This is a genomic window from Shewanella sp. ISTPL2, assembly GCF_013283205.1.
In the GTDB taxonomy this organism is placed as follows: Bacteria; Pseudomonadota; Gammaproteobacteria; order Enterobacterales; family Shewanellaceae; genus Shewanella; species Shewanella oncorhynchi.
Genome location: NZ_JAAPAV010000001.1, coordinates 3,986,192 through 4,011,797 on the forward strand (window position 1 = coordinate 3,986,192; position 25,606 = coordinate 4,011,797).

The window sequence follows — 25,606 nt, forward strand, 5'->3', positions numbered from 1 at the left end:
GCAGCTAAAACGACGCCTCTGCGTCGTTTTTTTTAGAGTTCTATTAGACCTAAATGGCTCATATCTGCATTAATTAGGCTGTTATATCAATTGTTGGTACGAGAGTAGTTGAGGATTTGACCGCCAAAGGGCGCTAATAAAAATTCAGTGTGAATGGGTTTATGTTGCGTGTGTTCGTAACCTAAGGTCACCATACGTTTACTGAATTTTGCATGATTACCACGGCCTGGATCGACTAAGACTACATCACAAACCGGTTTAGCATGCTGCTCAATAAATTGTGACAACAGATCGGCATGCTCTTGTTCGTACAAGAGATCGCTACCGATGATCAGATCAAATAAGCCTAAATTCGTTTGTGCATCTGCCCATCCTGTTCGAACAAACGGAATCGCACGACCATGATTTAAATCGACATTTTGCTTAAGGAAATTTTCCGACTCGGGGTGATAGTCGGTTGCTGTGATGTCGGCATGTCTGTGGTTTAGCACTAGACTTGCCAGCCCTATACCGCAGCCAACTTCAAGAATGCGTTTATTATCAATTTGATAATCGGCCATATGATGGGATAGCACTTGGCTAGACGGCCAAACTATGCCAAATAATGGCCAAGTTGCGGAGGAAATACCGAGCTTTTCAGCTTCGCCATCTAGGTCTTCAAATTCTTGGTTATTTCTTAGGGTTCTGACATGAATGTCGAGATCCCCAAATTCGTGGGTTTGGTAGCGCACGCGAAGCTGTGCCATAGAGTTGCCTTGACTATGTACCTTGGTTAAGGAACGAGGTAATGGTACCAATCATATTGGCTATGCAGACACAGTCACTGTGATTGGTATAAGGCCACGTCTAATCGTTCACCTTAACGTGGAACGCGCAATCAGCCTAATGTATTCGCAGACAATTGCGGGATAACACAGGTCAACTGAGTGTCAGCCTAACAACCTTGGGTGCTGATATCATATTGCGGCGCAGTGTTGGCATCGCTGGCTTGGGTGTAGCGGAAATAGCATTGGTCATCATTCACTAAGGAATTGTTGTTAAGATCGTAACCTATGTAAGTGATATCAACGCCTTGATATTGGATGATAAGTTTATCATCTGAGGTGATCCAGTTTTCCACATCAGTATTATCGAGGTAACCCCATTTCAATCTGGTATCGGGCGTGCCATCACCATTGAGGTCGATATCAATAATATCATCGCGCCCAGCTACCGCTTGGCTTAGTAGGCTAGGCATTTGGGTTTTTGAGTAAGCAAGCATATTGGCTGTTTTAACGCTGGCTTGTACTTGGCTTAAGGTTTGTACCCGCGCTTCTTTACTTAAACCGATAAATCTAGGCGCGGCGATCACAGCCAAGATCCCAAGCACAATAATCACAACGACAAGTTCAATTAAGGTAAAACCTGCCACATCTTGTTTATTGACTTGGTAATGCATGGCCTCAATCCTATTGCGTTTTAAAACGTCGGGCAAGACCGAGTAGAACGATTAAACCACAGAGTATCAGTAGGGGCATTTGGCCTAATTTTGCAAACCAAGTTTGTCCTGTGACTAATGGAATAGTTGCACTTAGCACGCCTATTTCAAACTGTGGTAATGACGCTGTGATATTGCCATGCTCATCGACTATGGCTGTCACGCCATTGTTGGTTGTGCGTAATAGAGGCCGACCCAATTCAACCGCGCGCATTTGAGCGATTTCCATATGCTGTAATGGCCCATTTGAGCTACCAAACCATGCATCGTTAGAGACAGTTAATAGTATATCTGTCCCTTGATTAACGTTGTCGCGCAACTGTTCCGGAAAGGCTATTTCATAACAAATCGCGGGCGCGATTTTATGGCCTAGGGCGCTGAGGTTCGGCTGTTGATATTCGCCTCGTGTAAAGGACGACATGGGCAAATTAAAGAAAGGTGCTATCGGGCGCAGCAGCGTTTCAAAGGGGACAAACTCGCCAATTGGCAACAGATGGTGTTTCTTAAATTGATTGCTACCATCGCCCTCATAGTCTGGGCCTGCTTGTTGTTTCTGATTATGATTACCAAGCACAATCAATGAATTATAGAACTCATTGTTTTGATGGCTAATAATGCCTGTGATAATTGAGGTATGGTTTAGATTGGCGACTTTATTGGCGTTATCTAAAAAGTCCTGCACCATAGATTCTGGCGCTGGAATTGCTGCTTCTGGCCAAATAATGATATCGGCATCCAGATGTTCGCGGGATAAATCCATGTATTTTAACAGCGTCGGCCACAGGGCATCGGGTTCCCACTTCATGCTTTGGGGAATATTGCCTTGTACCAGTGCCACTTTAACATTTTCACCCGTAGGATGAATGTCCCAAAGTTTAGGCGCAGCCCACACGGCCAGAATGCTGAGCGGCAGTAAAAGCAGTAAGCTCTTATAACGCTTAGTAAAACAAAGCGCTAATGCACCAGCGAGCATGGCCAATACAAAACTTATTCCCAGTGTGCCTATGATGCTGGCAAGGGGTTTTAGCGGCCCTTGAGTTTGCGAGTAACCCGCCCATAACCAAGGGAAGCCTGTCATTACCCAGCCACGAGCCCATTCGGTCAAGGTCCATAACGCGGGGAATAGGGCGAGATTACGCCAAAGACCAAATCGAGTTTCACCATCATGGCTCAGCGTTTTAGTTAACCAAACCAGCGCTAAACCAGTTAGCGCGGGATACAAGGCTAAATACAAGGCTAGCAAGGCCATTAACCCAACGGAGGCAATGAGCGGCATACCACCAAAGGTATCCATGCTCACGTGAACCCAGCTGATCCCTACGGCAAAACAGCCAAATCCAAAGCTTAACCAATAGTAAAAGCTTGCCTTAGCGCTCAGCGTTCGGCTGTGCCAGAGGGCAATCGCCATGGCAAACGGATAGATTATCCAAATGGAATAAGGCGCAAATGAAAGCGCCGTACTGGCGCCAAGGGCAAATGCCAGTACGAGTCTCAAAGCACTAGGTTGGGACTGTTGTTGGGCAAAAGCCCTGATTTTTTTTAGCACGAGTGATTATTCTACGTCTTCGCCAGTATTAGGATCGGGGAGTTTAACTCTGAGTTGGATTAAACGCCTAGTGTCAGCATTGATGACTTTAAATTCTATGCCTTCAATGATGATGCTCTCGTTACGTTCTGGCAGATGGCCAAAGGCGTGTGAGACTAAGCCACCGACGGTATCAAACTCTTCATCGCTGAATTCAGTGTTGAATTCTTCGTTGAAATCTTCGATTGGCGTCAAAGCTTTAACCATATAAACCGTGTTACCAACTTTGCGGATCTCGGTTTCTTCAGTGCTATCGTGGTCGAATTCGTCTTCAATTTCGCCGACAATTTCTTCAAGAATATCTTCGATAGTCACAAGACCCGATACGCCGCCGTACTCGTCAACCACAATCGCCATATGGTAGCGTTGAGAGCGGAATTCTTTTAGCAGAACATCGACGCGTTTGCTTTCGGGCACAACCACGGCGGGACGGATCACGCGATCCAGTGAGAAGGGCTCATCACTGTTGGAGAAACCGTAAGGGATCAAATCTTTGGCAAGCAATATGCCTTCGATATGGTCTTTATCTTCGTTAACGACGGGGAAGCGCGAGTGACCTGAACCAATCACAGTCGCAAGTAACTCTTCGACCGAGTTGTCTATCTGGAGGGCGACAATTTGAGCTCTTGGGATCATGATATCCCGAACACGCATATCAGAAACGTCTAATACACCTTTTATCATCTCGCGGGTGTCTTGGGTGATCAAATCGCGCTGCTCGGCACCATCAATCACATCAACTAGATCTTCGCGATTTTGAGGTTCGCCCTGAAATAGCTGACTTACTCTATCAAACCAACCTTTCTTGTGGGCGTTCGTACTAGGGGGGATATCGTCACTCATAGTTTTCTCATTAGCTTTTGATAGGGATTATCTTAGCTAATTATTGTTCCTTATATGGGTCAGTAAAACCTAAGCTTTCAATGAGTTGAGTCTCTAATGACTCCATCTCTTCGGCTTCTTCATCATCGATGTGATCATACCCTAGCAGATGCAAGCAACCATGTACAACCATGTGTGCCCAGTGCGCTTCTAGTGGTTTTTGTTGTTCACGGGCTTCATTTTCAACGACTGCCGCGCAAATGACAAGATCTCCGAGTAAAGGAAGTTCAATTTCTGGTGGTGCTTCAAAGGGAAATGACAGTACATTGGTCGGTTTGTCTTTACCGCGATAGGTATTGTTGAGCATTTGGCTCTCGCGGCTATCGACGATACGTATGGTTAATTCAGCTTCATCCATGCTATTGCCAATTGCGGTAGTGACCCAAAGGGCGAATTGTTCGTCCGTTGGCAGCCACTCACTGGTGCTGGCATGTTGAATATCTAAGGCTAACTCAAGACTCATGTGTTGCGGCTTCCTGCTGTTGCTTTTGGTACTGGCTTTCTTTTTTGGCTTTTAAGGTTTGCTCTTTTAACTCGAAGGCTTCATAGGCTTCAACGATACGGGCAACCACAGGATGGCGCACTACATCTTGGGAGACAAAAAAGTTAAAGCTGATTTCTTCGACTTGGCTTAACACTTCAATCGCGTGACGTAGTCCTGACTTTTGATGTTTAGGTAAGTCGGTTTGAGTGATGTCGCCTGTGATCACCGCGCGGGAGTTAAAGCCGATACGGGTAAGGAACATCTTCATCTGCTCGATTGTGGTGTTTTGGCTTTCATCGAGAATAATAAAGGCATCGTTCAAGGTACGACCGCGCATATAGGCAAGCGGTGCCACTTCTATTACATTTTTCTCGATGAGGCGTTCCACTTTTTCAAAGCCAAGCATTTCGAACAGGGCATCGTAGAGCGGACGCAAATAGGGGTCTACCTTTTGACTTAAGTCACCGGGTAAGAAACCGAGTTTTTCACCCGCTTCCACTGCAGGGCGAGTCAGCAGAATGCGGCGCACTTCTTGGCGCTCTAACGCATCTACTGCCGCTGCTACGGCAAGGTAGGTTTTGCCCGTTCCTGCAGGACCAATACCGAAGGTAATATCGTGACGCGTAATATTGGCCACATATAAGCTTTGATTCGGATTGCGTGGCTTAATGACACCGCGGCGGGTTTTGATATTAATACCGCTGTCGTCGTTAGCGTCTGCTTGCTCTAGGGCAATGGCCGCTTGAATGGCGATATGGACTTGCTCAGGCTCAAGATCGGGCGTGCTGCCTTTCACCGTTTGGGTCTCGATGTAGAGTTCTTTGAGTAAGTTGTTGGCGCTTAAACAATTGCGTGGCAGTCCGGTGATCTGGAAATGATTGTTCTTACGGACGATTTCAACGCCAACGCGACGTTCTATCTGCTTGATATTGTCATCGAATGGACCGCACAGTGAAGCCAAACGGCGTGTTTCTGCGGGTTCGATATACAGATTCATGGTAGTTAATTTACTGGACAAATAGCACTCCCAATAGCGAATAAGAAAGCAAGGTACGAGGTTGGTTAACCATCGCAAGATAATTTTAGTTTACGAGCCATAGCCGATAATTGCTAACGGAAAATAGCAATTGCCTCGGTAGACTTAAATAAAAGTGCGTTAAAGCAAAAGGGCGACTAAGTCGCCCTTCTTTATATAGGTACTGATATCGGTACTGTTTAAGTTAAGCCGATTTAACGCTTATGGCTTAAATTGAGTCACACCCAGTTCATCATCTTGCTTGCGCTTGGCCAGAATTTCTGCAGGGCGCAGGCTACGACGTAGATCCATTTCATCTTCGCCGCGAATAAAAGTACCACGCAGTGAGTTAGTGTAAACGTCGACGATTTCGACATCCACGAAAGTACCAATGTGTTTTGGCTGACCTTCGAAGTTCACCACTCGGTTGTTCTCAGTACGGCCGCGCAGTTCCATAGGATTCTTCACCGATGGTCCTTCAACCAGAATACGTTGCACTGTGCCCATCATGTGGCGGCTGTAGCGCATGGCTTGCTGGGTGATGCGGTCTTGCAGAATCGCCAGACGTTGTTTTTTCTCTTCCATATCGACGTTATCGGGTAAATCTGCCGCTGGCGTGCCCGGACGTGCGCTATAGATAAAGCTGAAGCTGTGGTCGAAACCTATGTCTTCAATTAACTTCATGGTATCGGCAAAGTCTTCTTTGGTTTCGCCAGGGAAGCCAATGATAAAGTCCGAGCTGATTTGAATCCCTTCACGGGCTTTACGCAGGCGGCGGATGATTGACTTATATTCAATCGCCATATGGCCGCGTTTCATCGCTGTGAGAATACGGTCAGAACCCGATTGCACTGGCAAGTGCAAGAAGCTTACAAGCTCAGGGGTATCTTCGTAAACGTCGATGATATCTTGTGTAAATTCAATCGGGTGACTCGTCGTGAAGCGGATACGGTCGATACCGTCGATGGCTGCCACGAAGCGCAGTAATTCCGCAAAAGTACAAATTGCGCCATCGTGAGTTGCGCCGCGATAGGCATTCACGTTTTGGCCTAGCAAGTTTACTTCGCGCACACCTTGCTCTGCCAATTGGGCGATTTCAAGGATAATATCGTCCGATGGACGGCTGACTTCTTCGCCGCGAGTATAAGGCACAACACAGAACGAGCAGTATTTGCTGCAACCTTCCATGATAGACACAAACGCGGTTGGGCCTTCGGCGCGTGGCTCTGGCAGACGGTCGAATTTTTCGATTTCAGGGAAGCTGATATCGATAACCGCTTTGTCGCCACGGCGCACTTGCTCGATCATCTCGGGCAGACGGTGCAATGTTTGTGGTCCGAAAATAATGTCGACACATTGGGCTCTGTCTTTAATGGCTTTGCCTTCTTGTGAGGCAACGCAGCCGCCCACGCCAATAATCAAATTGGGATTTTTATCTTTAAGCGTCTTCCAGCGTCCTAGCTGATGGAACACTTTTTCTTGCGCTTTTTCGCGGATAGAACAAGTGTTGAGCAGGAGAATGTCTGCCTCAGACGCTTCTTCAGTCAAGGTATAACCTTGGTATTCGCCTAACAGATCAGCCATCTTGGATGAGTCATACTCATTCATTTGACAGCCCCAAGTCTTGATATGGAGTTTCTTACTCATCAGTTGTGTCGCCCTAAGATGACCAATAAAAATAGCGCGACATTTTACCTGCTGTTACGGCTGCTGACCAGCTTTGTCCACACTTTTAGCTGTTGGCTTTTGCCAAGGGCGATACCCTCACAAATGCTAGGTTTTTATTGTTCGGCTGCATTTGGGCAAGATTAATATTGTTAACAGGTTGAGCTTTCGTTATTTCCAGCAAACTATTCGGGCTTGAATGCCTATGTCTTCACGGATTTCGAATCGAAATGCGCTCAACATTTCCGTGGTATCTTGATATAAGGCATAATCAAGCGGGTTTGTGAAAAGTCGCTTAAGCAGAAATACAGAAGGGCTTAAAGGTGGTAACTAAGGTGGAAAGTAGGATGAGCCAGATTGAAGAGACACATGCACAGATGATATCCGACACCACAGATTCTAACGTGACTCATTCTGACGTTACTCATGCTGAAGGCACTCATGCTGAAAGTACTGAGTTCGACGTCATTCTTGTCGGCGGCGGCATGGTTGGTGCGGCGACGGCAATTGGATTAGCCCAACAGGGTTTGCAAGTGGCGGTGATTGAATCTTTTGCGCCAGAGGCTTATCAAGCCGAACAGCCATTAGATGTGCGAGTCTCGGCCATCAGTGTTGCTTCTGAAACGCTGCTTGAACGTCTTGGCGCCTTGGACTCATTGCTCAAGATGCGTAATGTACCTTATTTGGGCTTAGAAACTTGGGAGCTCGATGGCTGTATCACCCAATTCCACTGTTCGCAAATTGGTGCCAGCCATTTAGGTCATATAGTCGAAAACCGTTTAATCCAACTCGCCCTGTGGCAACAGATGACACAATTAGCTGGCATCACCTTATATTGTCCCGATAAAGTGGTGGCATTTGCCCGCGATAGCGACGGTGTGAGCGTGCACTTACAGTCAAATAGTAAACTGACCGCTAAGTTGTTGGTTGGCGCCGATGGTGCTCACTCGCAGGTACGTCAATGGGCGGGAATTGGCATTTCGGGTTGGGATTACGCTCAATCGGCCATGTTGATTAATATCAACACCGCACAGGGGCAACAGGATGTGACTTGGCAGCAGTTTACGCCCAAAGGACCGCGTTCATTATTACCTTTACCTGGCAATAACGCTTCGCTGGTGTGGTACGACGATGCCAATCGAATTAAGCAGTTAATGCAGCTTAATAATAAACAGCTTGCAGATCAGATAAGAGTGCATTTCCCAGCGCGTTTGGACGCTGATTTTACCGTTGAGAATAAAGGCAGTTTTGGCCTCACTCGTCGGCATGCCCAGCGCTACTATAGTCAGAACGTGGTGATTTTAGGCGATGCCGCCCACACCATTAATCCCCTCGCTGGCCAAGGGGTGAACCTTGGGTTTAAGGATGTCGAAGCGTTTTTGGCGGTCATCAAGGATGCATTAGCCCAAGATAATATCTGGTGGTCGAATGAGGTGCTTGCCCAATATCAGCGCAAACGTTATCGCGATAATCAATTGATGATGACGGCGATGGATTTGTTTTACGCCGGTTTTAGCAACGATTTTCTGCCGCTAAAGCTGCTGCGTAATGGCGCGTTAAAGTTGGCAAACATCAATTCTCCGCTCAAAAAGACTGTCCTTAAATATGCTATGGGGCTTAATTAACGCTTTGTTGTTCTGTGTTCTGACCTTATGTTCTGCTCCTGTCCGATGACGTGGCATTTGTTGACTTGGGGTTTGAGTGCTAAAATGCCGCGTTTTTAGCTGGTATGGTCAGTTCAGTTGGCGCTTTGCGCGGCTGTCATCGACGAAATAACGATATTGAGTGTCATGAGCGAAATAAAATTAATAGTTGGTCTGGCTAATCCAGGTGCTGAATATGCACACACTCGCCATAATGCGGGGGCTTGGTACGTTCTTGAGTTAGCGAGAATTTGCGGCGTGACTTTAGTGGCCGACAGTAAGTATTTTGGCTTGACTGCCAGAGCCGTATTGCACGGTAAAGATGTCCGCTTATTGATCCCAACGACTTATATGAATTTAAGCGGTAAAGCGGTTGGCGCTTTGGCGAATTTTTTTCGTATCACGCCGGAAGAGATTCTGGTCGCTCACGATGAACTCGATCTGCCGCCCGGTGTGGCTAAGTTTAAGCTCGGTGGCGGTCATGGCGGCCACAATGGTCTGAAAGATATTATTGCTAAACTGGCTAACGATAAAAACTTCTACCGTTTACGCTTAGGTATCGGTCATCCCGGTGATAAAAATCAAGTGAGTGGTTACGTACTGGGAAAAGCACCTGCTAAAGAGCAAGAACTTATCGAGGCGGCGATAGATGAAGCCGTGCGTTCTACCGAAATTTTGTTTAAACAAGACATGGTGAAAGCCATGAACAGATTACACTCCTTTAAAGCGGAGTAGGTTTTGCCTTTGGCGAGACTTAAGTGTTAAGTGATTCAAGTGATTTAATTATTCAGTAATGTGCTGCCATAGGGCAGGACGACTAAACCTCGCTGATGAGTGTGACTTGTCAGCCAATAATCGAGAGAAAGGTAAGCATATGGGTTTTAAATGCGGCATTGTTGGTCTTCCTAACGTAGGTAAATCAACGCTTTTTAATGCGTTAACTAAGGCTGGCATCGAAGCGGCTAACTTCCCGTTTTGTACCATTGAACCTAACACTGGTGTTGTACCTGTGCCGGATCCACGTCTGGATGCGTTAGCTGCGATTGTGAATCCACAACGTGTGTTACCTACCACCATGGAATTCGTGGATATTGCGGGTCTTGTGGCTGGCGCATCTAAAGGCGAAGGCTTAGGTAACAAGTTCCTCGCTAACATCCGTGAAACCGATGCCATTGGTCATGTAGTACGTTGTTTTGATGATGACAACATTGTTCACGTTGCTAACAAGGTTGACCCAGCTGGCGATATCGAAGTCATCAATACTGAATTAGCGTTAGCTGACTTAGACAGTTTAGAGCGTGCGGTTCAGCGTCAGCAGAAACGTGCTAAAGGTGGCGATAAAGACGCTAAGTTTGAAGTAGAAGTATTAGAAAAAATGCGCCCCATTTTAGACGAAGCTCAAATGTTGCGTTCAATGGATTTATCGAAAGAAGAACTGGAAGCGGTGGCTTACCTGAACTTCTTAACCTTAAAGCCGACCATGTATATTGCTAACGTTGCGGAAGATGGTTTTGAAAATAACCCGCACTTAGATGCCGTTCGCGCCATTGCTGCCACTGAAAACGCTATCGTTGTTGCAGTATGTGCGGCGATTGAATCTGAACTGGCCGAGATGGAAATCGAGGAGCGCGATGAGTTCATGGCGGATCTGGGTATCGAAGAACCAGGTTTAGATCGTGTGATCCGCGCAGGTTATGAATTACTGAATCTGCAAACCTATTTCACCGCAGGCGTGAAAGAAGTGCGTGCTTGGACTGTGCCAGTGGGTGCGAGTGCTCCGCAAGCGGCAGGCGTTATCCATACCGATTTTGAACGCGGTTTTATCCGTGCCCAAGTGATGGCATTTGACGACTTTATTGCCCACAAAGGTGAAGCTGGCGCGAAAGAAGCCGGTAAGTTACGCGTGGAAGGTAAAACCTATATTGTTAAAGATGGCGATGTGATGCATTTCCTGTTTAACGTATAACAAAGCTTATTCACGCTGTAAGTCTCGATAAATTAAGCTAAGTATGGGCAACAAGGTGTTATTTAGCACATCTGTTGCTCAGTTTGGTGAAGTAATAGCCGAACAGCTTAACCTAAGGGAAATAGCGAAAAAAAGCTGTTGACCTAGATACCTCGAATAAGCATAATACGCCCCGTTCCTCGCTGAGAGGGGCGCGTAATATCGATGTGGCAATGTAGCTCAGCTGGTTAGAGCACAGCACTCATAATGCTGGGGTCGCAGGTTCAAGTCCCGCCATTGCTACCATTTTATTTAAGATAAACTTCTTATATAAAATGAATCACGATTTTACTCTAGCATTGATTGCTAGCATCTCTTCACGATGTAAACATGAAGCTGTGCGGGAATGGTGAAATTGGTAGACACGCCAGATTTAGGTTCTGGTGCCGCAAGGTGTGAGAGTTCAAGTCTCTCTTCCCGTACCATTTTTTAGATATATGAATTTAGAAACATCGGCGATAGCGGATGTTTGAAACAGAGTTAGTTGGGGTATCGCCAAGTGGTAAGGCACCGGGTTTTGATCTCGGCATTCCAAGGTTCGAATCCTTGTACCCCAGCCATTTTTTCTCAGTTTCCAAGTTGATTGGGGTATCGCCAAGTGGTAAGGCACCGGGTTTTGATCTCGGCATTCCAAGGTTCGAATCCTTGTACCCCAGCCATTGGCAATGTAGCTCAGCTGGTTAGAGCACAGCACTCATAATGCTGGGGTCGCAGGTTCAAGTCCCGCCATTGCTACCATATTTAACTCTGTTAAAGTGATTTATCAGAGAAAAATCCAAAAATGTTGAATAGACAATTTTGGTACATTTTGATGCGGGAATGGTGAAATTGGTAGACACGCCAGATTTAGGTTCTGGTGCCGCGAGGTGTGAGAGTTCAAGTCTCTCTTCCCGTACCATCAAAATGCAATCTTCGATAGAAGATTAAACACAGTTTATTGGGGTATCGCCAAGTGGTAAGGCACCGGGTTTTGATCTCGGCATCCCAAGGTTCGAATCCTTGTACCCCAGCCAAAAAGTTAAAAAGCCTGTCTTCGGACAGGCTTTTTGCTTTTTAACTTTTAACTATTTTCAGCTTAGCGTTATTTTGCTTTCAGTTTCCCTTCAATATTAGCCCTTCCAGCCTTTCCCTTGTCTCTATAATTCCCGTTGGTTGTGGCAATTCAGCTATTTTCAAAGTTAATCCACAGTGCCATTTGAGCTGGCACTGTGGTGATCCGTTTTATTGCTTTTTGACTTCAGGAGTAACAGGTGGCGATTTTATTTCTGCTGGAGCCGCTGGAACGGCGACTTTTGCAGCCGCTTCAGTGCTATTGATTGGCATTGCAGCATTCTTAATGACGGCATTCTCTGTGACCGCACTATCAATAACGGCACCTTGGGCCGCTTTAACATCACCTGTTGCAACGGCTTTGACAGCATCAGGTATTGCTAATTGTTGCTGTACTTGATTTGCGCCCGCTTCTAAGGCTTTTTGTTGTAACTTCTGTGGATCGGTATAGTCGGCTAATTCCTTCGGCCAACTTGGGACCCGTTTTTCTACCTGATTACTGAGTTGCTCAGAAATCACTAAGGGTGCACCGCCTTTCATCAGCATGACTGCCATTTGGTTGGTGTCTGAGTTCCAAACAAGACCCGCTTTTTCGGCCATTTCGGGGACAGGGGTGTAAGTTGACACTAAGTAGATGAGTGGACCTTCCTGTTGGATCTTGTCGGCCGTTTTGAGCAGGGATAGGGTGGTATCGTAATTTTTACCCAGCAATTCCTGCATACGGTTTTTGATGAGCGGTTGTTCGAATAATCCGACATCGTTCGGATCTAAACCGACAAGGGGTTTAAGCAGGGCCCACATGAGCTGGCCTTGAGGTGACATTAATAATAGTGGTGCAACGCAGGCGTTGAGCATTAATGCGAGCCACACAATATGCAGGCAGCGCATTTTTTTGAGCAGAGATGTACTCAAGATGATATTTCCTTGGAAGTACCAGCAAGTCGCCGGCGGCGGATTGTAGCTGATTGGCATAAGGTAAACGAGAGGGTGGCAAAGTAAATTTTAAGGAAAAAAGTTAGCCCAAATGTTGAATTTTATCCTTATGAATTTTATAGGTATTTACAGGTGATACAATAGATTGTTTGCTGCTAATTTAATCGAAGGTAATGGTTTTTGAGTGCTAAAAACAGATTTACCCCTAAGTGCTTTATTTTTAGCACTTATTTTCTTCTTACTTTTTAACTTCTTTTTCAGTATTGAATATGTAAAGTTTGTAAACTTTGTTCTGTTTGATAATCGATCTCATTTAATCTCGGCGCATTAAATTAGTTTAATGCAGCTCATTTCTATCCTTAGCTGCATAGGGAAAGCAGACTCTGGAGGTATTTCTCTTCGGTTTGTTTTTGAGAGTGCATCATTGAAATTAAGAGTCAGTAAGTCGTCTTTGTCCTTTGCCCGCATTATTCATGTTTATGTGTCTATGGCTTTATTGTTGCTGATGCTGTTTTTTGCGGTGACAGGTATAACGTTAAATCATCCTAATTGGTTTTCTCAAGCTGATCAGGAACCTAAGCGGGAGCAAGTGCCAATCCCGGCCTATTTGTTACCCGTTAATGCCCAAGACTCACAATGGCGTCTGGCTGCGGGTCATTGGTTGAAAAGTGAATGGGCTATGGATATGGCGAGTGCCGATATCGATGAAGATGAAATTAGTTTAGTCAGCAAAGGGCCCGGCACTTACCGCAGCCTGACTTTGGACTTACTCGACAGCCAAGCCTATGTCGAAACCTTAGATTACGGTGTCGTTGCCGTAGTGAATGATTTGCATAAGGGCCGTAACACAGGAGCAGCTTGGGCTTGGATACTCGATCTCAGCGCTGTGCTTATCATTTTATTTTCGCTTACTGGGGCTTATTTGTTGCTGCCTCAAACCAAGCGCCTCAAAAAGTCATTGTTATACATGGTACTCGTCAGCAGCAGTTGCGGGTTTGTGTATGTTTATTTTGTTCCATAAGGAGTGTAGGCCGAGTATGCGTCATCTTATTCGCACCATTACGGTGAGTGCTTTGTTTGTCAGTTCTGTGGCGTTTGCGACGCCTAAAATGACAGTCGATTTAACCTTGCCTGAAATTACCGAAGGGCAATATCACAGACCTTATGTGGCCGTATGGGTTGAGGATGCCAAGGGGCAAACGGTTAAAACCTTAAGCCTTTGGGTATGGGATGAAGGCCATAAATGGTTGAAAGATATCCGTCGTTGGTGGCGTAAAGCCGGACGCGAAGATATGAGCTTTGTTGACGGTATTGCATCTGCGACACGTCCCGCGGGTCATTACAAAATCGATTGGGATTTAAAAGATGAGGCGGGAAAAGTGCTTGAACCTGCCACTTACACTGTATTTATTGAAGTGGTGCGTGAACACGGTGGTCGCGATCTTGTACGACAAAATATCGATTTAGCTGCAGGAGATTTCTCTGTGCAGTTGCCCGCCACGACAGAAACTGGCGTTATCGACATACGCTTAAGCGGCATGGCTCGTTGAGTCAATCCATTAAATATTTAGCCCGTATATTAATCGTTAAACTTAAGGAAAAGGCATGAAATTACGTCTTATTACATTACTTGGCACACTTTGTATTAGCCCATTGGCAAGTAGCCACGACAGATGGATTTTACCTAGCCACTTCAACGTTTCGGCTGAAAGTGAAGAAATTGTGTGGATTACTTCAGATGTGTCTGCCAGCAATCAAGTGTTTATGATGGATAAACCTTTTAGTGCCAGTGATGTGCGTGTGTTACAGCCAAATGGAAAACCAACGTCTCCAAGCTCAAGTTATACGGGCGGACGTAAGTCGGTGTTTGATGTGCAACTGATGCAAGATGGCACTTATAAGTTTGAAAAAGAAGTTTCACCTCGTTATTTTTCTCAATATAAAGTTAAAGGAAAAGAAGGGGTTGTACGCAGCCGTATGGATAAAAAAGCCACAACTGCTGCTATGCCAAAGGGAGCCTATGAACTTGAAAGTTCTTTAAATGTGTCGCGGGTTGAAACCTATGTCACACGTAATAAGCCAACTGAGGAAGTGTTAAAGCCTAAGGGGGAATATTTAGAACTAGTGCCTGTGACTCATCCTGCAGATATTGTTGAGAATGAAGCTGCTACCCTGCAATTTGTTTTCGATGGTAAGCCCGTTGAAGGCGTTAAAGTCGCCATTATGAAAGACGGTAGCTTATATCGAAACAAACCAGAGGAAATCGAATTTACCTCAGATAAAGACGGTAAAGTTTCAATGATCTTACCTTCAGCAGGACGTTATCTCTTACATGCGGCAATTGAGCGCCCTAATTCAGATAAATCCCTTGCTGATAAAACGGTTAGTGAAATCTTTTTGACCTTTGAGGCAGGGCTTGAATAAATGAGTTAACCTCTATTTGAGGTTTTTGCTTTGAGTCTTAATGCCCACAGTCTAAATGGCGAGTGGGCATTTTTGTACCCATTTCGAGCTAAAAATTGTGCGAAATTTCCTTATGTATACAGATTTGAATTTGATTACTGGTAACTCTGCTTAAGGTTGGGTAAGCTGCGTCAATGCATTGTTCTTGGTGCATCAAAAGCGCATAACGATTAGAATAGCGCAATTCCACCCTCATTTGACTGTGTTGACCTTAGCGTTGGCACGGGTTGCTTTTGTTTTAAAGGAGACGAAAGAAGTTATGACTAAGGTTCCTATGACAGTTGTCGGTGCAGAGCAGCTGCGTAAAGAGTTAGATATTCTCAAGTTTGACCGTCGTCCTAAAATCACTGAAGCAATTGCTTCAGCGAGAGAGTTAGGCGACTTGAAAGAAAACGCGGAATACCATGCGGCTCGTGAGGAACAAGGTATTTGTGAAGCACGTATCCGTGATATTGAGGGTAAGTTATCTAACGCGCAAATTATCGACGTCACTAAGATGGTGAATAACGGTCGTATCATTTTTGGCGCCACTGTGACTATTTTAAATCTTGATACCGATGTCGAAGTGACTTATCGCATAGTCGGCGATGACGAAGCGAATATTAAAGAAAACCTGATTTCAGTGAATTCACCAATAGCTCGTGGCTTAGTCGGCAAAAATGAAGGTGATGAAGTGTCTATTACTACGCCAGGTGGTATGACAGATTACGAAATCATCTCAGTACAGTATTTATAATCTGCTTATAATACTTTGCTTATAGTGTTGTGAGCGTGACTCATGCGATATCGCTAAAACCGTCCTAGGGCGGTTTTTTGTTATCCGCGAATTAAGTTTGTTTACGGCTTGAGTTTAGGGCTCGAATTTAGTGCTTTAGCCAAGGATATCGACCGCGCTTCAGCGTTGAATTCGGGGTAAGATGGACAAAGTTTAATTTGTCTCTTTGTAGGTTTTTGCCTAAGCTGCCATCCTAGCAAATTCAACATTGGCGAAATGTGTATGTTGTTTTTTTGCGCGAGTTTCACTTTATGGACCCACAGTTAAGCATCAAAAGCTAACAATGAATAGGTTCATCTTTAGTTTGATAATGTTTTATAAGAGGGCACGCTTTGGTCAAACATTGGCGTACAGGATTGATGTTAGTTTGCGTGGCGATCATGTTGATTGCGCACTCGGCTAGCTATGCGCCAAAACCCTCAGTACAGCGCAGTGATGCAACTCGCCATTATGCTCAGATGCATACTGTGAGTCTTGATAGCTCGACTCCCCATACAAAGCGAAGCGCTGAGCCTCAAAGCTTGCCCGATGCCGATGTTATCGCCCAAGACAATGCACAGCTCAATGCCCAATCTAATGCACAGTCTGATGCGCAAACCGTTGAAAGCTGCGGCTCACCGAATAGTCATGATACCGATCTAGTCAATTCAGAATTAGAATCACAGCCAGCACCTTGTCCGAGCTCTGACTATGTAAGTCATTCTGATGACTTAGATTTTGCCCCGATAAATTCGCCGCGATTTATCAGTCTTGCCCAGCACGATGTGCGTGAGGTCAAGCCAGTATATGTACTCGCTGTAGACTTTACTGCCGAACCGACATCCAATGTTGTTGAACCCACCGATCTTGATATCACATCAGATTGGACGCTTTCTGCTGTTTCTTCCCCCGCCCGAATTTCGGGTTGGAAAGTCTCAAATCTTCAATATCGATTTAGCCAACAAGCCGCTTAACTCGCCTATTTAGGCATGATGTTGATAGGAGCCTACTCTTATCGATTTTTCATGCTGTTGCCTTTTTGTACTCACCGAAACTTTTTATAGCTGCTTAAGTAAGCAGTGATGATTTGAGCCTTACGAGCTTAGCCGCTGGTACTCAATTACGGGTTTCGGACTGATATCAATATGTTCGCTTAGCGATTTGATTTAAATGCTGAGCGTTAAATAGCGAGTTAATCCCATGGAAAGAAAACCCAATCAACGGCTGCTAAATCACTATTCAGCTTGGAAATACTTAGTGCTTATCGTCACTATTATCGTGATGCTATTTAGTGCTTTGCCGACATTTTACGGTGAGGATGCGGCGGTGCAGGTGGGCGCGAAGGCGGGGTTAACGCTCACACCTATTGCCCTTCGAGATAAGCTACAAGCTGAAGGCGTGACGGTAAAACGTATCGACCAAAAAAATGGTGAAACCATAATTGTCCTCGATGCAGATAACCAACAAACCTTAGTCAAAACTTTAGTCTCTTCTATGGTCGCAGAGCCAAAAGAGTTGACTTTATCCCTTGCCAGTGCGGCGCCAAGTTGGTTACAAAACTTAGGCTTTCAGCCGATTAAACTCGGGCTCGACTTGCGCGGTGGCGTACAGTTCTTACTCGATGTTGATATTGATCCTGTTTATCAAACTCAGGCCGAGACGCTTGTTGATTCGCTACGTCAATTCATCCGTGAGCAGAAAATTCGTGGTGCTAGCGTGCATTTGGACCAAAGTCATCAGTTAAACATGACGTTGCCGGATAATGACGCCCGTGCAGCTGTGCGTCAAATGATGAAAGAGTCCTATCCTCATTGGCAGCTATCCAATGCAGATGGCGCGGGTTTACTGATTAAGTTGAGCCAAGAAGAGCAAACGAAACTGCGTAATTTGACAGTGCAGCAAAACTTACAAGTGATGCGCAGCCGTATTGAAGAACTCGGTATCACTGAAGCTTTAGTGCAGCGTCAAGGGGAGCATCGAATTCGGATTGAATTGCCTGGAGTACAAGATCCTGCAGCCGCTAAAAACGTTATCGGTGCTACGGCGAGTCTGGCCTTTTTCGAGGTTAAAGAGTCTGGCTCCGTTAATGCTATGGTGCTCAATGACAAGTCTGGTAAGCCTATTTATGTGAGCCGCACACCAGTGCTGGGTGGCGATCATATTGTCGATGCGAGGGCGAGTTTAGGCGAGATGGGCATGGCGGAGGTGAACATTAACCTTGACCGTGTGGGCGGGCAGAAAATGTCTGAGTTTTCCCGTACCAATATCGGCAAACCTATGGCGACGTCTTACAGCGAATACAGCCGTGATGAGCAAGGTAAGGCAAAGCAAACACAAGAGATTATCAGTGTTGCGACGATTCAATCCCAACTTGGAGATCGTTTTCGCATTACGGGTGCAGGCTCCTATCAAGAAGCACAACAATTAGCTTTGTTACTGCGAGCTGGCTCTATGACGGCGCCAGTGACTATTGTTGAAGAGCGCACTATTGGCCCGACGCTGGGTGCTGAAAACATTGAAAACGGTTTTGCTGCCCTTGGTTTAGGGATGGGGATTACCTTGCTGTTTATGGCGCTTTGGTATCGCCGTCTCGGTTGGGTGGCGAATATAGCGCTGATCTCCAATATGGTGATCCTGTTTGGTTTACTGGCGCTTATCCCTGGCGCTGTGTTGACCTTACCTGGGATTGCGGGTTTGGTGTTAACAGTCGGTATGGCTGTCGATACCAACGTACTGATTTTCGAGCGAATAAAAGATAAGTTAAAGGAAGGTCGCAGTTTTGCGCTGGCAATTGATACGGGGTTTGATAGCGCGTTTTCTACCATTTTCGACGCCAACTTCACTACTATGATTACTGCTGTGGTGCTTTACTCCATAGGTAATGGTCCAATCCAAGGTTTTGCCTTGACCTTAGGCCTAGGTCTATTGACCAGCATGTTTACCGGTATCTTTGCTTCAAGGGCCTTGATCAACTTAGTTTATGGACGTGATGCTAGCCGTCATGTAAAGGTATAACTATGAAAAATATCAATCTAACTAAATGGCGTTATGTTTCGAGTGCTATCTCAATTTTGTTAATGCTAGTGTCATTAACCATAATCGGCGTGAAAGGTTTTAACTGGGGCTTAGATTTTACTGGCGGTGTCGTCACCGAAGTGCAGATCGATAGAAAAATTACCAGCAGTGAATTGCAACCTTTACTCAACGCCGCTTATCAGCAAGAAGTGAGTGTAGTCTCCGCCAGTGAGCCGGGACGTTGGATGTTGCGCTATTCCGATATAAAGAGTGCCGATACAGAGCAAGGTAATATCGATATTCAGCAGGTATTAGCGCCGCTTAACTCTGAAGTGCAAGTGCTTAACAGCAGTGTTGTCGGGCCGCAGATTGGTCAAGAATTGGCAGAGCAGGGCGGTTTGGCGCTGTTAGTCGCTATGCTGGCGATATTAGGTTATTTAAGTTACCGCTTCGAATGGCGACTCGCATCGGGTGCACTATTCGCGTTAGTGCATGACGTAGTGTTCGTGCTGGCATTTTTCGCGTTGACTCAGATGGAGTTTAATTTAACGATACTTGCGGCTGTGCTGGCGATTTTAGGTTATTCCTTAAACGATTCGATCATTATCGCTGACCGTATTCGTGAATTATTGATTGCTAAGCCAAAGCTTGCTATTCAAGACATTAACAACCAAGCAATTGTGGCGACGTTTTCTCGCACTATGGTGACCTCAGGAACAACCTTAATGACGGTCGGTGCGCTGTGGATCATGGGCGGTGGGCCGCTGGAAGGATTTTCGATTGCAATGTTTATCGGTATATTAACCGGCACATTCTCTTCTATTTCAGTTGGTACCTCATTGCCTGAGTTATTAGGCTTAACGCCAGAGCATTATAAGGAACAAGTGATTTCTGAAACACCTTAGGGCTATGCTAATCGCTTAAATTAACAGCGAAAACAAAAAGGCCACTCGATTGAATGGCCTTTTTGTTAACACGATAAAATCAAGAAAAATTACTTTGCCTTTGGCAAAGCAATTTTCATTTCTGGTGATTGACGATAAATCACCAGAATATGACCAATAAGTTGCACTTTTGCGGATTGAGTTTCACGTACTATGGCATCAACGATGGCATTTTTTAGCTCTCTGTCGGCAGAGGCTACTTTCACTTTAATCAGTTCATGATAAGCGAGTGCGCTTTCAATTTCAGCGAGTACGCCTTCAGTCAATCCATTGGCACCAAGCAGCACCACTGGCTTTAGCGGATGCGCTAGACCTTTTAAATGCTGTTTTTGTTTGGTTGTTAAGTTCATTTCTACCAACTTTTGCTGAGTTACTGTTGAAAAACGGCTATTCTACCCTTATATAGCCTTTGTGTAACTCTCAATTGTTGCGGATTTTAAATGTCAGGTATAAAACGTACGGCCAGTTCTAATCGCTGGATGCTAGAACACTTTGATGATCACTATGTCAAACTCGCCCAAAAAATGGGCTTGCGATCTCGCGCTGCGTTTAAGCTTGAGGAGATCCAGCAAAAGGATCAACTGATCCGCCCAGGCATGACTGTGGTTGATCTCGGTGCCGCTCCGGGAGGTTGGTCTCAAGTGGCAGTTAAATTAGCGGGAGATAGAGGTAAAGTCATCGCCTGTGACATTTTGCCTATGGATCCCATCGTCGGCGTCGATTTTTTGCAAGGGGATTTTCGTGAAGATAAAGTCCTTCAAGCATTACTTACTCGCGTCGGTGATGCTAAAGTTGACGTTGTGTTGTCTGATATGGCACCCAACATGAGTGGTTCAGATAGTGTTGATCAGCCCCGTGCCATGTATTTAGTGGAATTGGCGTTAGATATGTGCCATCAAGTATTGGCTCCTAATGGCTGTTTTGCGGTAAAAGTCTTTCAGGGGGAGGGCTTTGACGAATACATGAAAGCGGTAAAAGCAGTGTTTAAAGTCGTTAAAACACGTAAACCAGACTCTTCACGGGCTCGTTCCCGCGAAGTCTATCTTGTGGCGACTGGGTACAAGTTGTAGTAACCTAGCGTTAATAATCGCAAGACTTAATGAGGTCTAGTAATTTGAGTGACATGGCAAAAAATCTAATACTCTGGGTTGTCATCGCCGTTGTGCTGATGTCAGTGTTTCAGGGTTACTCCCCCTCTTCTTCGTCATCGCAGAAGATGGATTATTCTACCTTCTTAGATAATGTCCGTGATGGACAGGTCGCAACTGTTGAAGTTAAGAGCGACCAACGTACTATTGAAGGTGCTAAACGAACTGGTGAAAAATTCACTACTATCATGCCGTTATATGACCAAGATTTAATTAATGATCTTGATCGTAAAGGCATCACTATGAAGGGCCAAGAAGCCGAAGAGTCAGGGTTCCTTACCCAAATCTTCATCTCTTGGTTCCCAATGTTATTGCTTATCGGGGTATGGATTTTCTTCATGCGCCAGATGCAAGGCGGCGGTGGCAAAGGCGCTATGTCCTTTGGTAAGAGCAAAGCCAAGCTGATGAGCGAAGATCAGATTAAAACTACTTTTGCCGATGTTGCTGGTTGTGACGAAGCAAAAGAAGAAGTGAAAGAGCTGGTTGATTACCTGCGTGACCCAACTAAATTCCAAAAATTGGGCGGCCGAATTCCAACGGGCGTGCTTATGGTGGGTCCTCCAGGTACAGGTAAAACCTTGCTGGCGAAAGCCATTGCGGGTGAATCTAAAGTACCTTTCTTCACTATTTCAGGTTCTGATTTCGTGGAAATGTTTGTTGGTGTCGGTGCATCCCGTGTGCGTGACATGTTTGAACAAGCGAAAAAGTCGGCACCTTGTATTATCTTCATCGATGAAATCGATGCGGTCGGTCGTCAACGCGGCGCGGGTTTAGGTGGTGGTCATGATGAACGTGAGCAAACACTGAACCAAATGCTGGTTGAGATGGATGGCTTCGAAGGTAATGAAGGCGTTATTGTTATCGCGGCAACTAACCGTCCAGACGTACTCGATTCTGCGTTATTACGTCCGGGTCGTTTTGACCGTCAAGTGGTCGTTGGTTTACCAGACGTGCGTGGTCGTGAGCAGATTTTGAAAGTGCATATGCGTAAAGTGCCGCTTTCTGAAGATGTGAAGGCGAGTGTGATTGCTCGTGGTACGCCAGGTTTCTCGGGTGCTGATTTAGCTAACTTAGTGAACGAAGCTGCCCTGTTTGCGGCTCGCGGAAATCGCCGAGTTGTAGGCATGGAAGAATTTGAGCGTGCAAAAGATAAAATCATGATGGGTGCTGAGCGCCGTTCTATGGTGATGTCTGAAGCCGAAAAAGAAATGACCGCTTACCATGAAGCAGGCCATGCGATTGTGGGTTGTTTAGTACCAGAGCACGATCCTGTGCACAAGGTGACTATCATTCCTCGCGGCCGTGCCTTAGGTGTGACTTTCTTCTTACCTGAAGCTGACTCAGTGAGCCAGAGCCGTCGTAAGTTAGAAAGCCAAATTTCGGTCGCCTACGGTGGTCGTTTAGCAGAAGAGCTTATCTACGGTACAGAGAAAGTGTCGACTGGCGCATCACAGGACATCAAATACGCGACATCTATTGCGCGTAACATGGTGACTCAGTGGGGCTTCTCGGACAAGTTAGGTCCATTGCTGTATGCAGAAGAAGATGGTGAAGTCTTCTTAGGTCGCAGCATGGGTAAAGCTAAAGCGATGTCTGATGAAACTGCAACCATTATCGATGCTGAAGTAAAAGTCTTTATCGACAAAAACTACGCTAGAGCTAGACAGATATTGACGGATAACCTCGATATTCTGCACTCAATGAAAGAAGCTTTAATGAAGTATGAAACCATTGATTCACTTCAAATTGACGATTTAATGAAACGTCGTGAAGTGCGTCAGCCTGCTGATTGGCAAGTGGATGACAATGGTTCTAACGATAAAGGTAATGGTCATGGTGAACCAGCAGCGAAAGCTGAAGACAGTGTGACTGCACCTGCTGATCCAGAACTGAAAGATCCTGATGAATCTCCAGCTAAGTAATGTGTTGTGAAACCAAAGAAAACCCCGTAAAGGGGTTTTCTTGTTTTACCTTGTTAGCAATTTGACTGCGCTGTCATTGATACTCTCTGCCACCATTGATATTTATCTTCTGACAGTTAGTCATTTCGGATAGAAAATGAAGGCTTGAAATTAATGACGCAAGTTATGCCAGTGAGTAAAATCGTAAGTGTTCGTATTACAGGAGTAAATGCGTGTTTGAACTGATTGCTGGCACTAAACGCCTCGCGTTATCTTCGCCCATTGTGATGGGTATACTTAATGTCACTCCCGATTCTTTTTCCGACGGTGGTCAATATTCTTCCTATGAGCTTGCCTGTCAGCATGCCGATGACATGGTGGCTCAAGGCGCGGGAATGATAGACATTGGCGGTGAGTCGACAAGACCTGGCGCCGCCGAGGTGAGCTTAGCCGATGAACTTGCGCGGGTGATCCCGTTGGTGAAATATGTTGCGGCGCACCATGATGTGTGGATTTCGGTCGATACCAGTAAACCTGAAGTCATGCGTCAAGCTGTTGCTGCGGGCGCACATTTGATTAACGATGTGCGCGCCCTGATGGAACCCGGTGCGCTTGAAGCTGCTGCAGAGTTGCAAGTCCCCATATGCTTAATGCATATGCAAGGTGAACCCAAAAGCATGCAATTTGCACCGACTTACCATAATGTTATTGAAGAAGTTTCTGCCTTTTTAACTGAGCGGATTGAAGCTTGCTTGCGAGCTGGGATCCCCCGTGAATTATTAATACTCGATCCGGGATTTGGTTTTGGTAAAAGCTTAGAGCATAACTATGAATTACTGGCGAAGCTCGACTGTTTTGCCCAGTTTGATTTACCGATATTGATAGGATTGTCTCGTAAGAGCATGATAGGAAACCTCTTAGCAAAACCGACCTCAGAACGTCTTGCTGGGAGCCTTGCTGGCGCTATGATAGCGGCCCAAAAGGGTGCTCATATCATTCGTGTGCATGATGTTACTGAAACTGTGGATATGCTCAAGGTGTTACAAGCGACACAAGCGTATTTTTAAGCATCGTTATGCTCTCGTTAAGCATTTAATTAATATTATGATCCCAAATCATTGGGACACATTTGAGTTTGTGGAGCGATATGAAAGAACGTAAATTTTTTGGAACTGACGGTATTCGGGGAAAAGTCGGTTCAGGTCAAATGACGCCTGAGCTCGCGCTTAAGTTAGGTTGGGCGGCGGGGCGCGTGTTATCCCGCAGTGGTACCAAAAAGGTGATTATAGGTAAAGATACCCGTATTTCGGGCTATATGTTTGAGTCGGCATTAGAAGCTGGCCTTTCTGCTGCAGGCCTTAATGTGATGTTAATGGGACCTATGCCAACACCAGCTGTAGCCTATTTAACGCGCACGTTTCGCGCCGAAGCTGGGGTGGTGATCAGCGCGTCACACAATCCGTATTACGATAATGGTATTAAGTTTTTCTCCACCGACGGCAGTAAGTTAGACGATAACCTAGAGCTAGAAATTGAAGCCGAGCTTGAAAAGCCCCTCGTTTGTGTTGAATCGCATCTATTGGGGAAGGTATCGCGTATTGAAGATGCCCGTGGCCGTTATATTGAGTATTGCAAAGGTAATTTTCCTGCAGAACACACGTTAACTGGGCTAAAAATTGTGGTTGATTGTGCCCATGGCGCAACTTATCACATAGCGCCAGCAGTGTTTCGTGAGTTAGGCGCCGAGGTGATTGCCATTGGTGATAAACCCAACGGGATGAACATCAATGATAAAGTGGGCGCGACGTCCATGGGCAAAATTTGTGAAACCGTTCTAGCCGAAAGTGCCGATTTAGGCATCGCACTCGACGGTGACGGTGACCGTATTATGATGGTCAACAGCAAAGGTGAAGTGATCGACGGCGATCAAATTTTATATATTCTGGCCTGTGATGCGAAATCCCGTGGCGTATTACGCGGTGGTGTAGTTGGTACGTTAATGTCAAACCTTGGGCTTGATCTCGCCTTGCAAGCATTAGACATCCCCTTTGCGCGTTCGAAAGTGGGCGACCGTTATGTGATGGAACTACTTAAAGAACTCGATTGGCGCATCGGCGGTGAAAATTCAGGGCATATCCTCAATCTTGATCACGGCACAACTGGTGATGGCATAGTTGCGGGGATTTTAGTGTTAGCGGCCATGCGTCGTCAGAATGCTACGCTAGAAGAACTGACTTCTGCGATGGAAATGTTGCCGCAGGTGTTAGTCAATGTGCGCTTTGAAGGCGAGCACGACCCTCTTAAGTCAGATAAAGTTAAAGCGGCGCAGGCACAGGTTGAATCTCAACTGGGCGTGCGTGGCCGAGTATTATTACGTAAGTCAGGTACTGAACCTTTGATCCGTGTCATGGTTGAAGGTGACGATCATAGTGCAGTATTGGCGCACGCAAATTTGATTGCGGATGCGGTAAAATCGGCAAGCTAATATTTGCTAATTTTGTAATGAGTGCGGCTGATACCAATTTAAAATTAGGGTGTTAGCTGCACAAATGAACAGAAAACAGCTTTGGCGTGTAAAAAATAAGCATTCCAACCTGATATCTGAAAAAATTCGAATTTAGCTATTGTAACTTAATAAGTGG

Annotated in this window: 23 protein-coding genes and 7 tRNA genes; 21 read left to right on the plus strand and 9 right to left on the minus strand. The window is 45.6% G+C overall.

Annotated elements, in window-relative coordinates:
* Nucleotides 1–86: 86 nt before the first annotated feature.
* The 7 genes from HUB64_RS17545 to miaB all read right to left on the minus strand — a co-directional run bounded on the left by HUB64_RS17545 (nt 87) and on the right by miaB (nt 7,090).
* Nucleotides 87–746 carry a methyltransferase gene (locus HUB64_RS17545; RefSeq protein WP_173497497.1) on the minus strand — a complete coding sequence of 220 codons (660 nt, stop codon included), beginning with the start codon at nt 744–746 and terminating at the stop codon, nt 87–89.
* A 188-nt stretch (nt 747–934) separates the two neighbouring features.
* Entirely contained in the window at nt 935–1,438 is a 504-nt protein-coding gene (locus HUB64_RS17550; RefSeq protein WP_173497498.1) for a type II secretion system protein, read from the minus strand.
* A gap of 10 nt (nt 1,439–1,448) precedes the next feature.
* Complete coding sequence (gene lnt / locus HUB64_RS17555) at nt 1,449–3,023, minus strand: apolipoprotein N-acyltransferase (RefSeq protein WP_173497499.1); 1,575 nt, start codon at nt 3,021–3,023, stop codon at nt 1,449–1,451.
* Between the two features lie 6 nt (nt 3,024–3,029).
* Nucleotides 3,030–3,905: a CNNM family magnesium/cobalt transport protein CorC gene (gene corC, locus HUB64_RS17560; RefSeq protein WP_006082742.1), complete on the minus strand. Its 876-nt coding sequence runs from the start codon at nt 3,903–3,905 to the stop codon at nt 3,030–3,032.
* Between the two features lie 40 nt (nt 3,906–3,945).
* Nucleotides 3,946–4,407 (minus strand): rRNA maturation RNase YbeY, encoded by a 462-nt coding sequence (ybeY, locus tag HUB64_RS17565; RefSeq protein ID WP_105251690.1) that lies wholly within the window; start codon nt 4,405–4,407, stop codon nt 3,946–3,948.
* Complete coding sequence (locus HUB64_RS17570) at nt 4,397–5,446, minus strand: PhoH family protein (RefSeq protein ID WP_173243248.1); 1,050 nt, start codon at nt 5,444–5,446, stop codon at nt 4,397–4,399. Before HUB64_RS17570 ends, ybeY begins: the two co-directional genes overlap by 11 nt.
* Nucleotides 5,447–5,665: 219 nt before the next feature.
* Complete coding sequence (gene miaB, locus HUB64_RS17575) at nt 5,666–7,090, minus strand: tRNA (N6-isopentenyl adenosine(37)-C2)-methylthiotransferase MiaB (protein WP_173243250.1); 1,425 nt, start codon at nt 7,088–7,090, stop codon at nt 5,666–5,668.
* Nucleotides 7,091–7,455: 365 nt separating this feature from the next.
* Between miaB and HUB64_RS17580 the strand changes: the two genes are divergently transcribed.
* From HUB64_RS17580 to HUB64_RS17625, 10 genes are all read left to right on the plus strand, one after another.
* Entirely contained in the window at nt 7,456–8,733 is a 1,278-nt protein-coding gene (locus tag HUB64_RS17580; protein ID WP_173497500.1) for an FAD-dependent monooxygenase, read from the plus strand.
* Between the two features lie 165 nt (nt 8,734–8,898).
* Complete coding sequence (pth, locus tag HUB64_RS17585; protein ID WP_028761467.1) at nt 8,899–9,486, plus strand: aminoacyl-tRNA hydrolase; 588 nt, start codon at nt 8,899–8,901, stop codon at nt 9,484–9,486.
* Between the two features lie 139 nt (nt 9,487–9,625).
* The gene (gene ychF, locus HUB64_RS17590) at nt 9,626–10,717 is read left to right on the plus strand and encodes a redox-regulated ATPase YchF (protein ID WP_173497501.1); all 1,092 of its coding nucleotides are present in this window, start codon (nt 9,626–9,628) and stop codon (nt 10,715–10,717) included.
* Nucleotides 10,718–10,925: 208 nt separating this feature from the next.
* Nucleotides 10,926–11,002: transfer RNA gene (locus HUB64_RS17595), tRNA-Met, on the plus strand.
* 94 nt (nt 11,003–11,096) lie between these two features.
* Nucleotides 11,097–11,181: transfer RNA gene (locus HUB64_RS17600), tRNA-Leu, on the plus strand.
* A 60-nt stretch (nt 11,182–11,241) separates the two neighbouring features.
* Nucleotides 11,242–11,316 (plus strand) — tRNA-Gln (locus HUB64_RS17605).
* Between the two features lie 24 nt (nt 11,317–11,340).
* Nucleotides 11,341–11,415: transfer RNA gene (locus tag HUB64_RS17610), tRNA-Gln, on the plus strand.
* A 2-nt stretch (nt 11,416–11,417) separates the two neighbouring features.
* Nucleotides 11,418–11,494 (plus strand) — tRNA-Met (locus tag HUB64_RS17615).
* A gap of 75 nt (nt 11,495–11,569) precedes the next feature.
* Nucleotides 11,570–11,654, plus strand: a tRNA-Leu gene (locus tag HUB64_RS17620).
* A gap of 40 nt (nt 11,655–11,694) precedes the next feature.
* Nucleotides 11,695–11,769: transfer RNA gene (locus HUB64_RS17625), tRNA-Gln, on the plus strand.
* A 208-nt stretch (nt 11,770–11,977) separates the two neighbouring features.
* On the opposite strand, the gene HUB64_RS17630 is transcribed toward HUB64_RS17625, so the two are convergent.
* Nucleotides 11,978–12,694 carry a hypothetical protein gene (locus HUB64_RS17630; RefSeq protein ID WP_173248574.1) on the minus strand — a complete coding sequence of 239 codons (717 nt, stop codon included), beginning with the start codon at nt 12,692–12,694 and terminating at the stop codon, nt 11,978–11,980.
* A gap of 469 nt (nt 12,695–13,163) precedes the next feature.
* Here HUB64_RS17630 and HUB64_RS17635 point away from each other — a divergent pair, with 469 nt between their 5' ends.
* The 7 genes from HUB64_RS17635 to secF all read left to right on the plus strand — a co-directional run bounded on the left by HUB64_RS17635 (nt 13,164) and on the right by secF (nt 19,876).
* On the plus strand, nt 13,164–13,760 hold the full coding sequence (locus HUB64_RS17635; protein ID WP_173243256.1) for a PepSY-associated TM helix domain-containing protein: 597 nt from the start codon (nt 13,164–13,166) through the stop codon (nt 13,758–13,760).
* Nucleotides 13,761–13,776: 16 nt separating this feature from the next.
* Complete coding sequence (locus tag HUB64_RS17640) at nt 13,777–14,289, plus strand: DUF2271 domain-containing protein (RefSeq protein WP_173243258.1); 513 nt, start codon at nt 13,777–13,779, stop codon at nt 14,287–14,289.
* A 55-nt stretch (nt 14,290–14,344) separates the two neighbouring features.
* Nucleotides 14,345–15,163, plus strand: coding sequence for a DUF4198 domain-containing protein (locus HUB64_RS17645; protein ID WP_028761462.1), 819 nt, complete (start codon nt 14,345–14,347; stop codon nt 15,161–15,163).
* Between the two features lie 298 nt (nt 15,164–15,461).
* Complete coding sequence (gene greA / locus HUB64_RS17650) at nt 15,462–15,938, plus strand: transcription elongation factor GreA (protein ID WP_028761461.1); 477 nt, start codon at nt 15,462–15,464, stop codon at nt 15,936–15,938.
* Nucleotides 15,939–16,336: 398 nt separating this feature from the next.
* The gene (locus tag HUB64_RS17655; RefSeq protein ID WP_173243261.1) at nt 16,337–16,930 is read left to right on the plus strand and encodes a hypothetical protein; all 594 of its coding nucleotides are present in this window, start codon (nt 16,337–16,339) and stop codon (nt 16,928–16,930) included.
* Nucleotides 16,931–17,156: 226 nt separating this feature from the next.
* Nucleotides 17,157–18,971, plus strand: coding sequence for a protein translocase subunit SecD (secD, locus tag HUB64_RS17660; protein ID WP_173243264.1), 1,815 nt, complete (start codon nt 17,157–17,159; stop codon nt 18,969–18,971).
* A 2-nt stretch (nt 18,972–18,973) separates the two neighbouring features.
* Nucleotides 18,974–19,876: a protein translocase subunit SecF gene (secF, locus tag HUB64_RS17665; RefSeq protein ID WP_173497502.1), complete on the plus strand. Its 903-nt coding sequence runs from the start codon at nt 18,974–18,976 to the stop codon at nt 19,874–19,876.
* Nucleotides 19,877–19,965: 89 nt separating this feature from the next.
* On the opposite strand, the gene yhbY is transcribed toward secF, so the two are convergent.
* On the minus strand, nt 19,966–20,265 hold the full coding sequence (gene yhbY / locus HUB64_RS17670) for a ribosome assembly RNA-binding protein YhbY (protein WP_006082725.1): 300 nt from the start codon (nt 20,263–20,265) through the stop codon (nt 19,966–19,968).
* Between the two features lie 90 nt (nt 20,266–20,355).
* Between yhbY and rlmE the strand changes: the two genes are divergently transcribed.
* From rlmE to glmM, 4 genes are all read left to right on the plus strand, one after another.
* Entirely contained in the window at nt 20,356–20,985 is a 630-nt protein-coding gene (gene rlmE, locus HUB64_RS17675; protein ID WP_006082724.1) for a 23S rRNA (uridine(2552)-2'-O)-methyltransferase RlmE, read from the plus strand.
* Between the two features lie 29 nt (nt 20,986–21,014).
* Nucleotides 21,015–22,985 (plus strand): ATP-dependent zinc metalloprotease FtsH, encoded by a 1,971-nt coding sequence (ftsH, locus tag HUB64_RS17680; RefSeq protein ID WP_049821780.1) that lies wholly within the window; start codon nt 21,015–21,017, stop codon nt 22,983–22,985.
* A 212-nt stretch (nt 22,986–23,197) separates the two neighbouring features.
* Nucleotides 23,198–24,031: a dihydropteroate synthase gene (gene folP / locus HUB64_RS17685; RefSeq protein WP_028761455.1), complete on the plus strand. Its 834-nt coding sequence runs from the start codon at nt 23,198–23,200 to the stop codon at nt 24,029–24,031.
* An 80-nt stretch (nt 24,032–24,111) separates the two neighbouring features.
* Entirely contained in the window at nt 24,112–25,449 is a 1,338-nt protein-coding gene (gene glmM, locus HUB64_RS17690; RefSeq protein ID WP_028761454.1) for a phosphoglucosamine mutase, read from the plus strand.
* Nucleotides 25,450–25,606 lie beyond the last annotated feature (157 nt).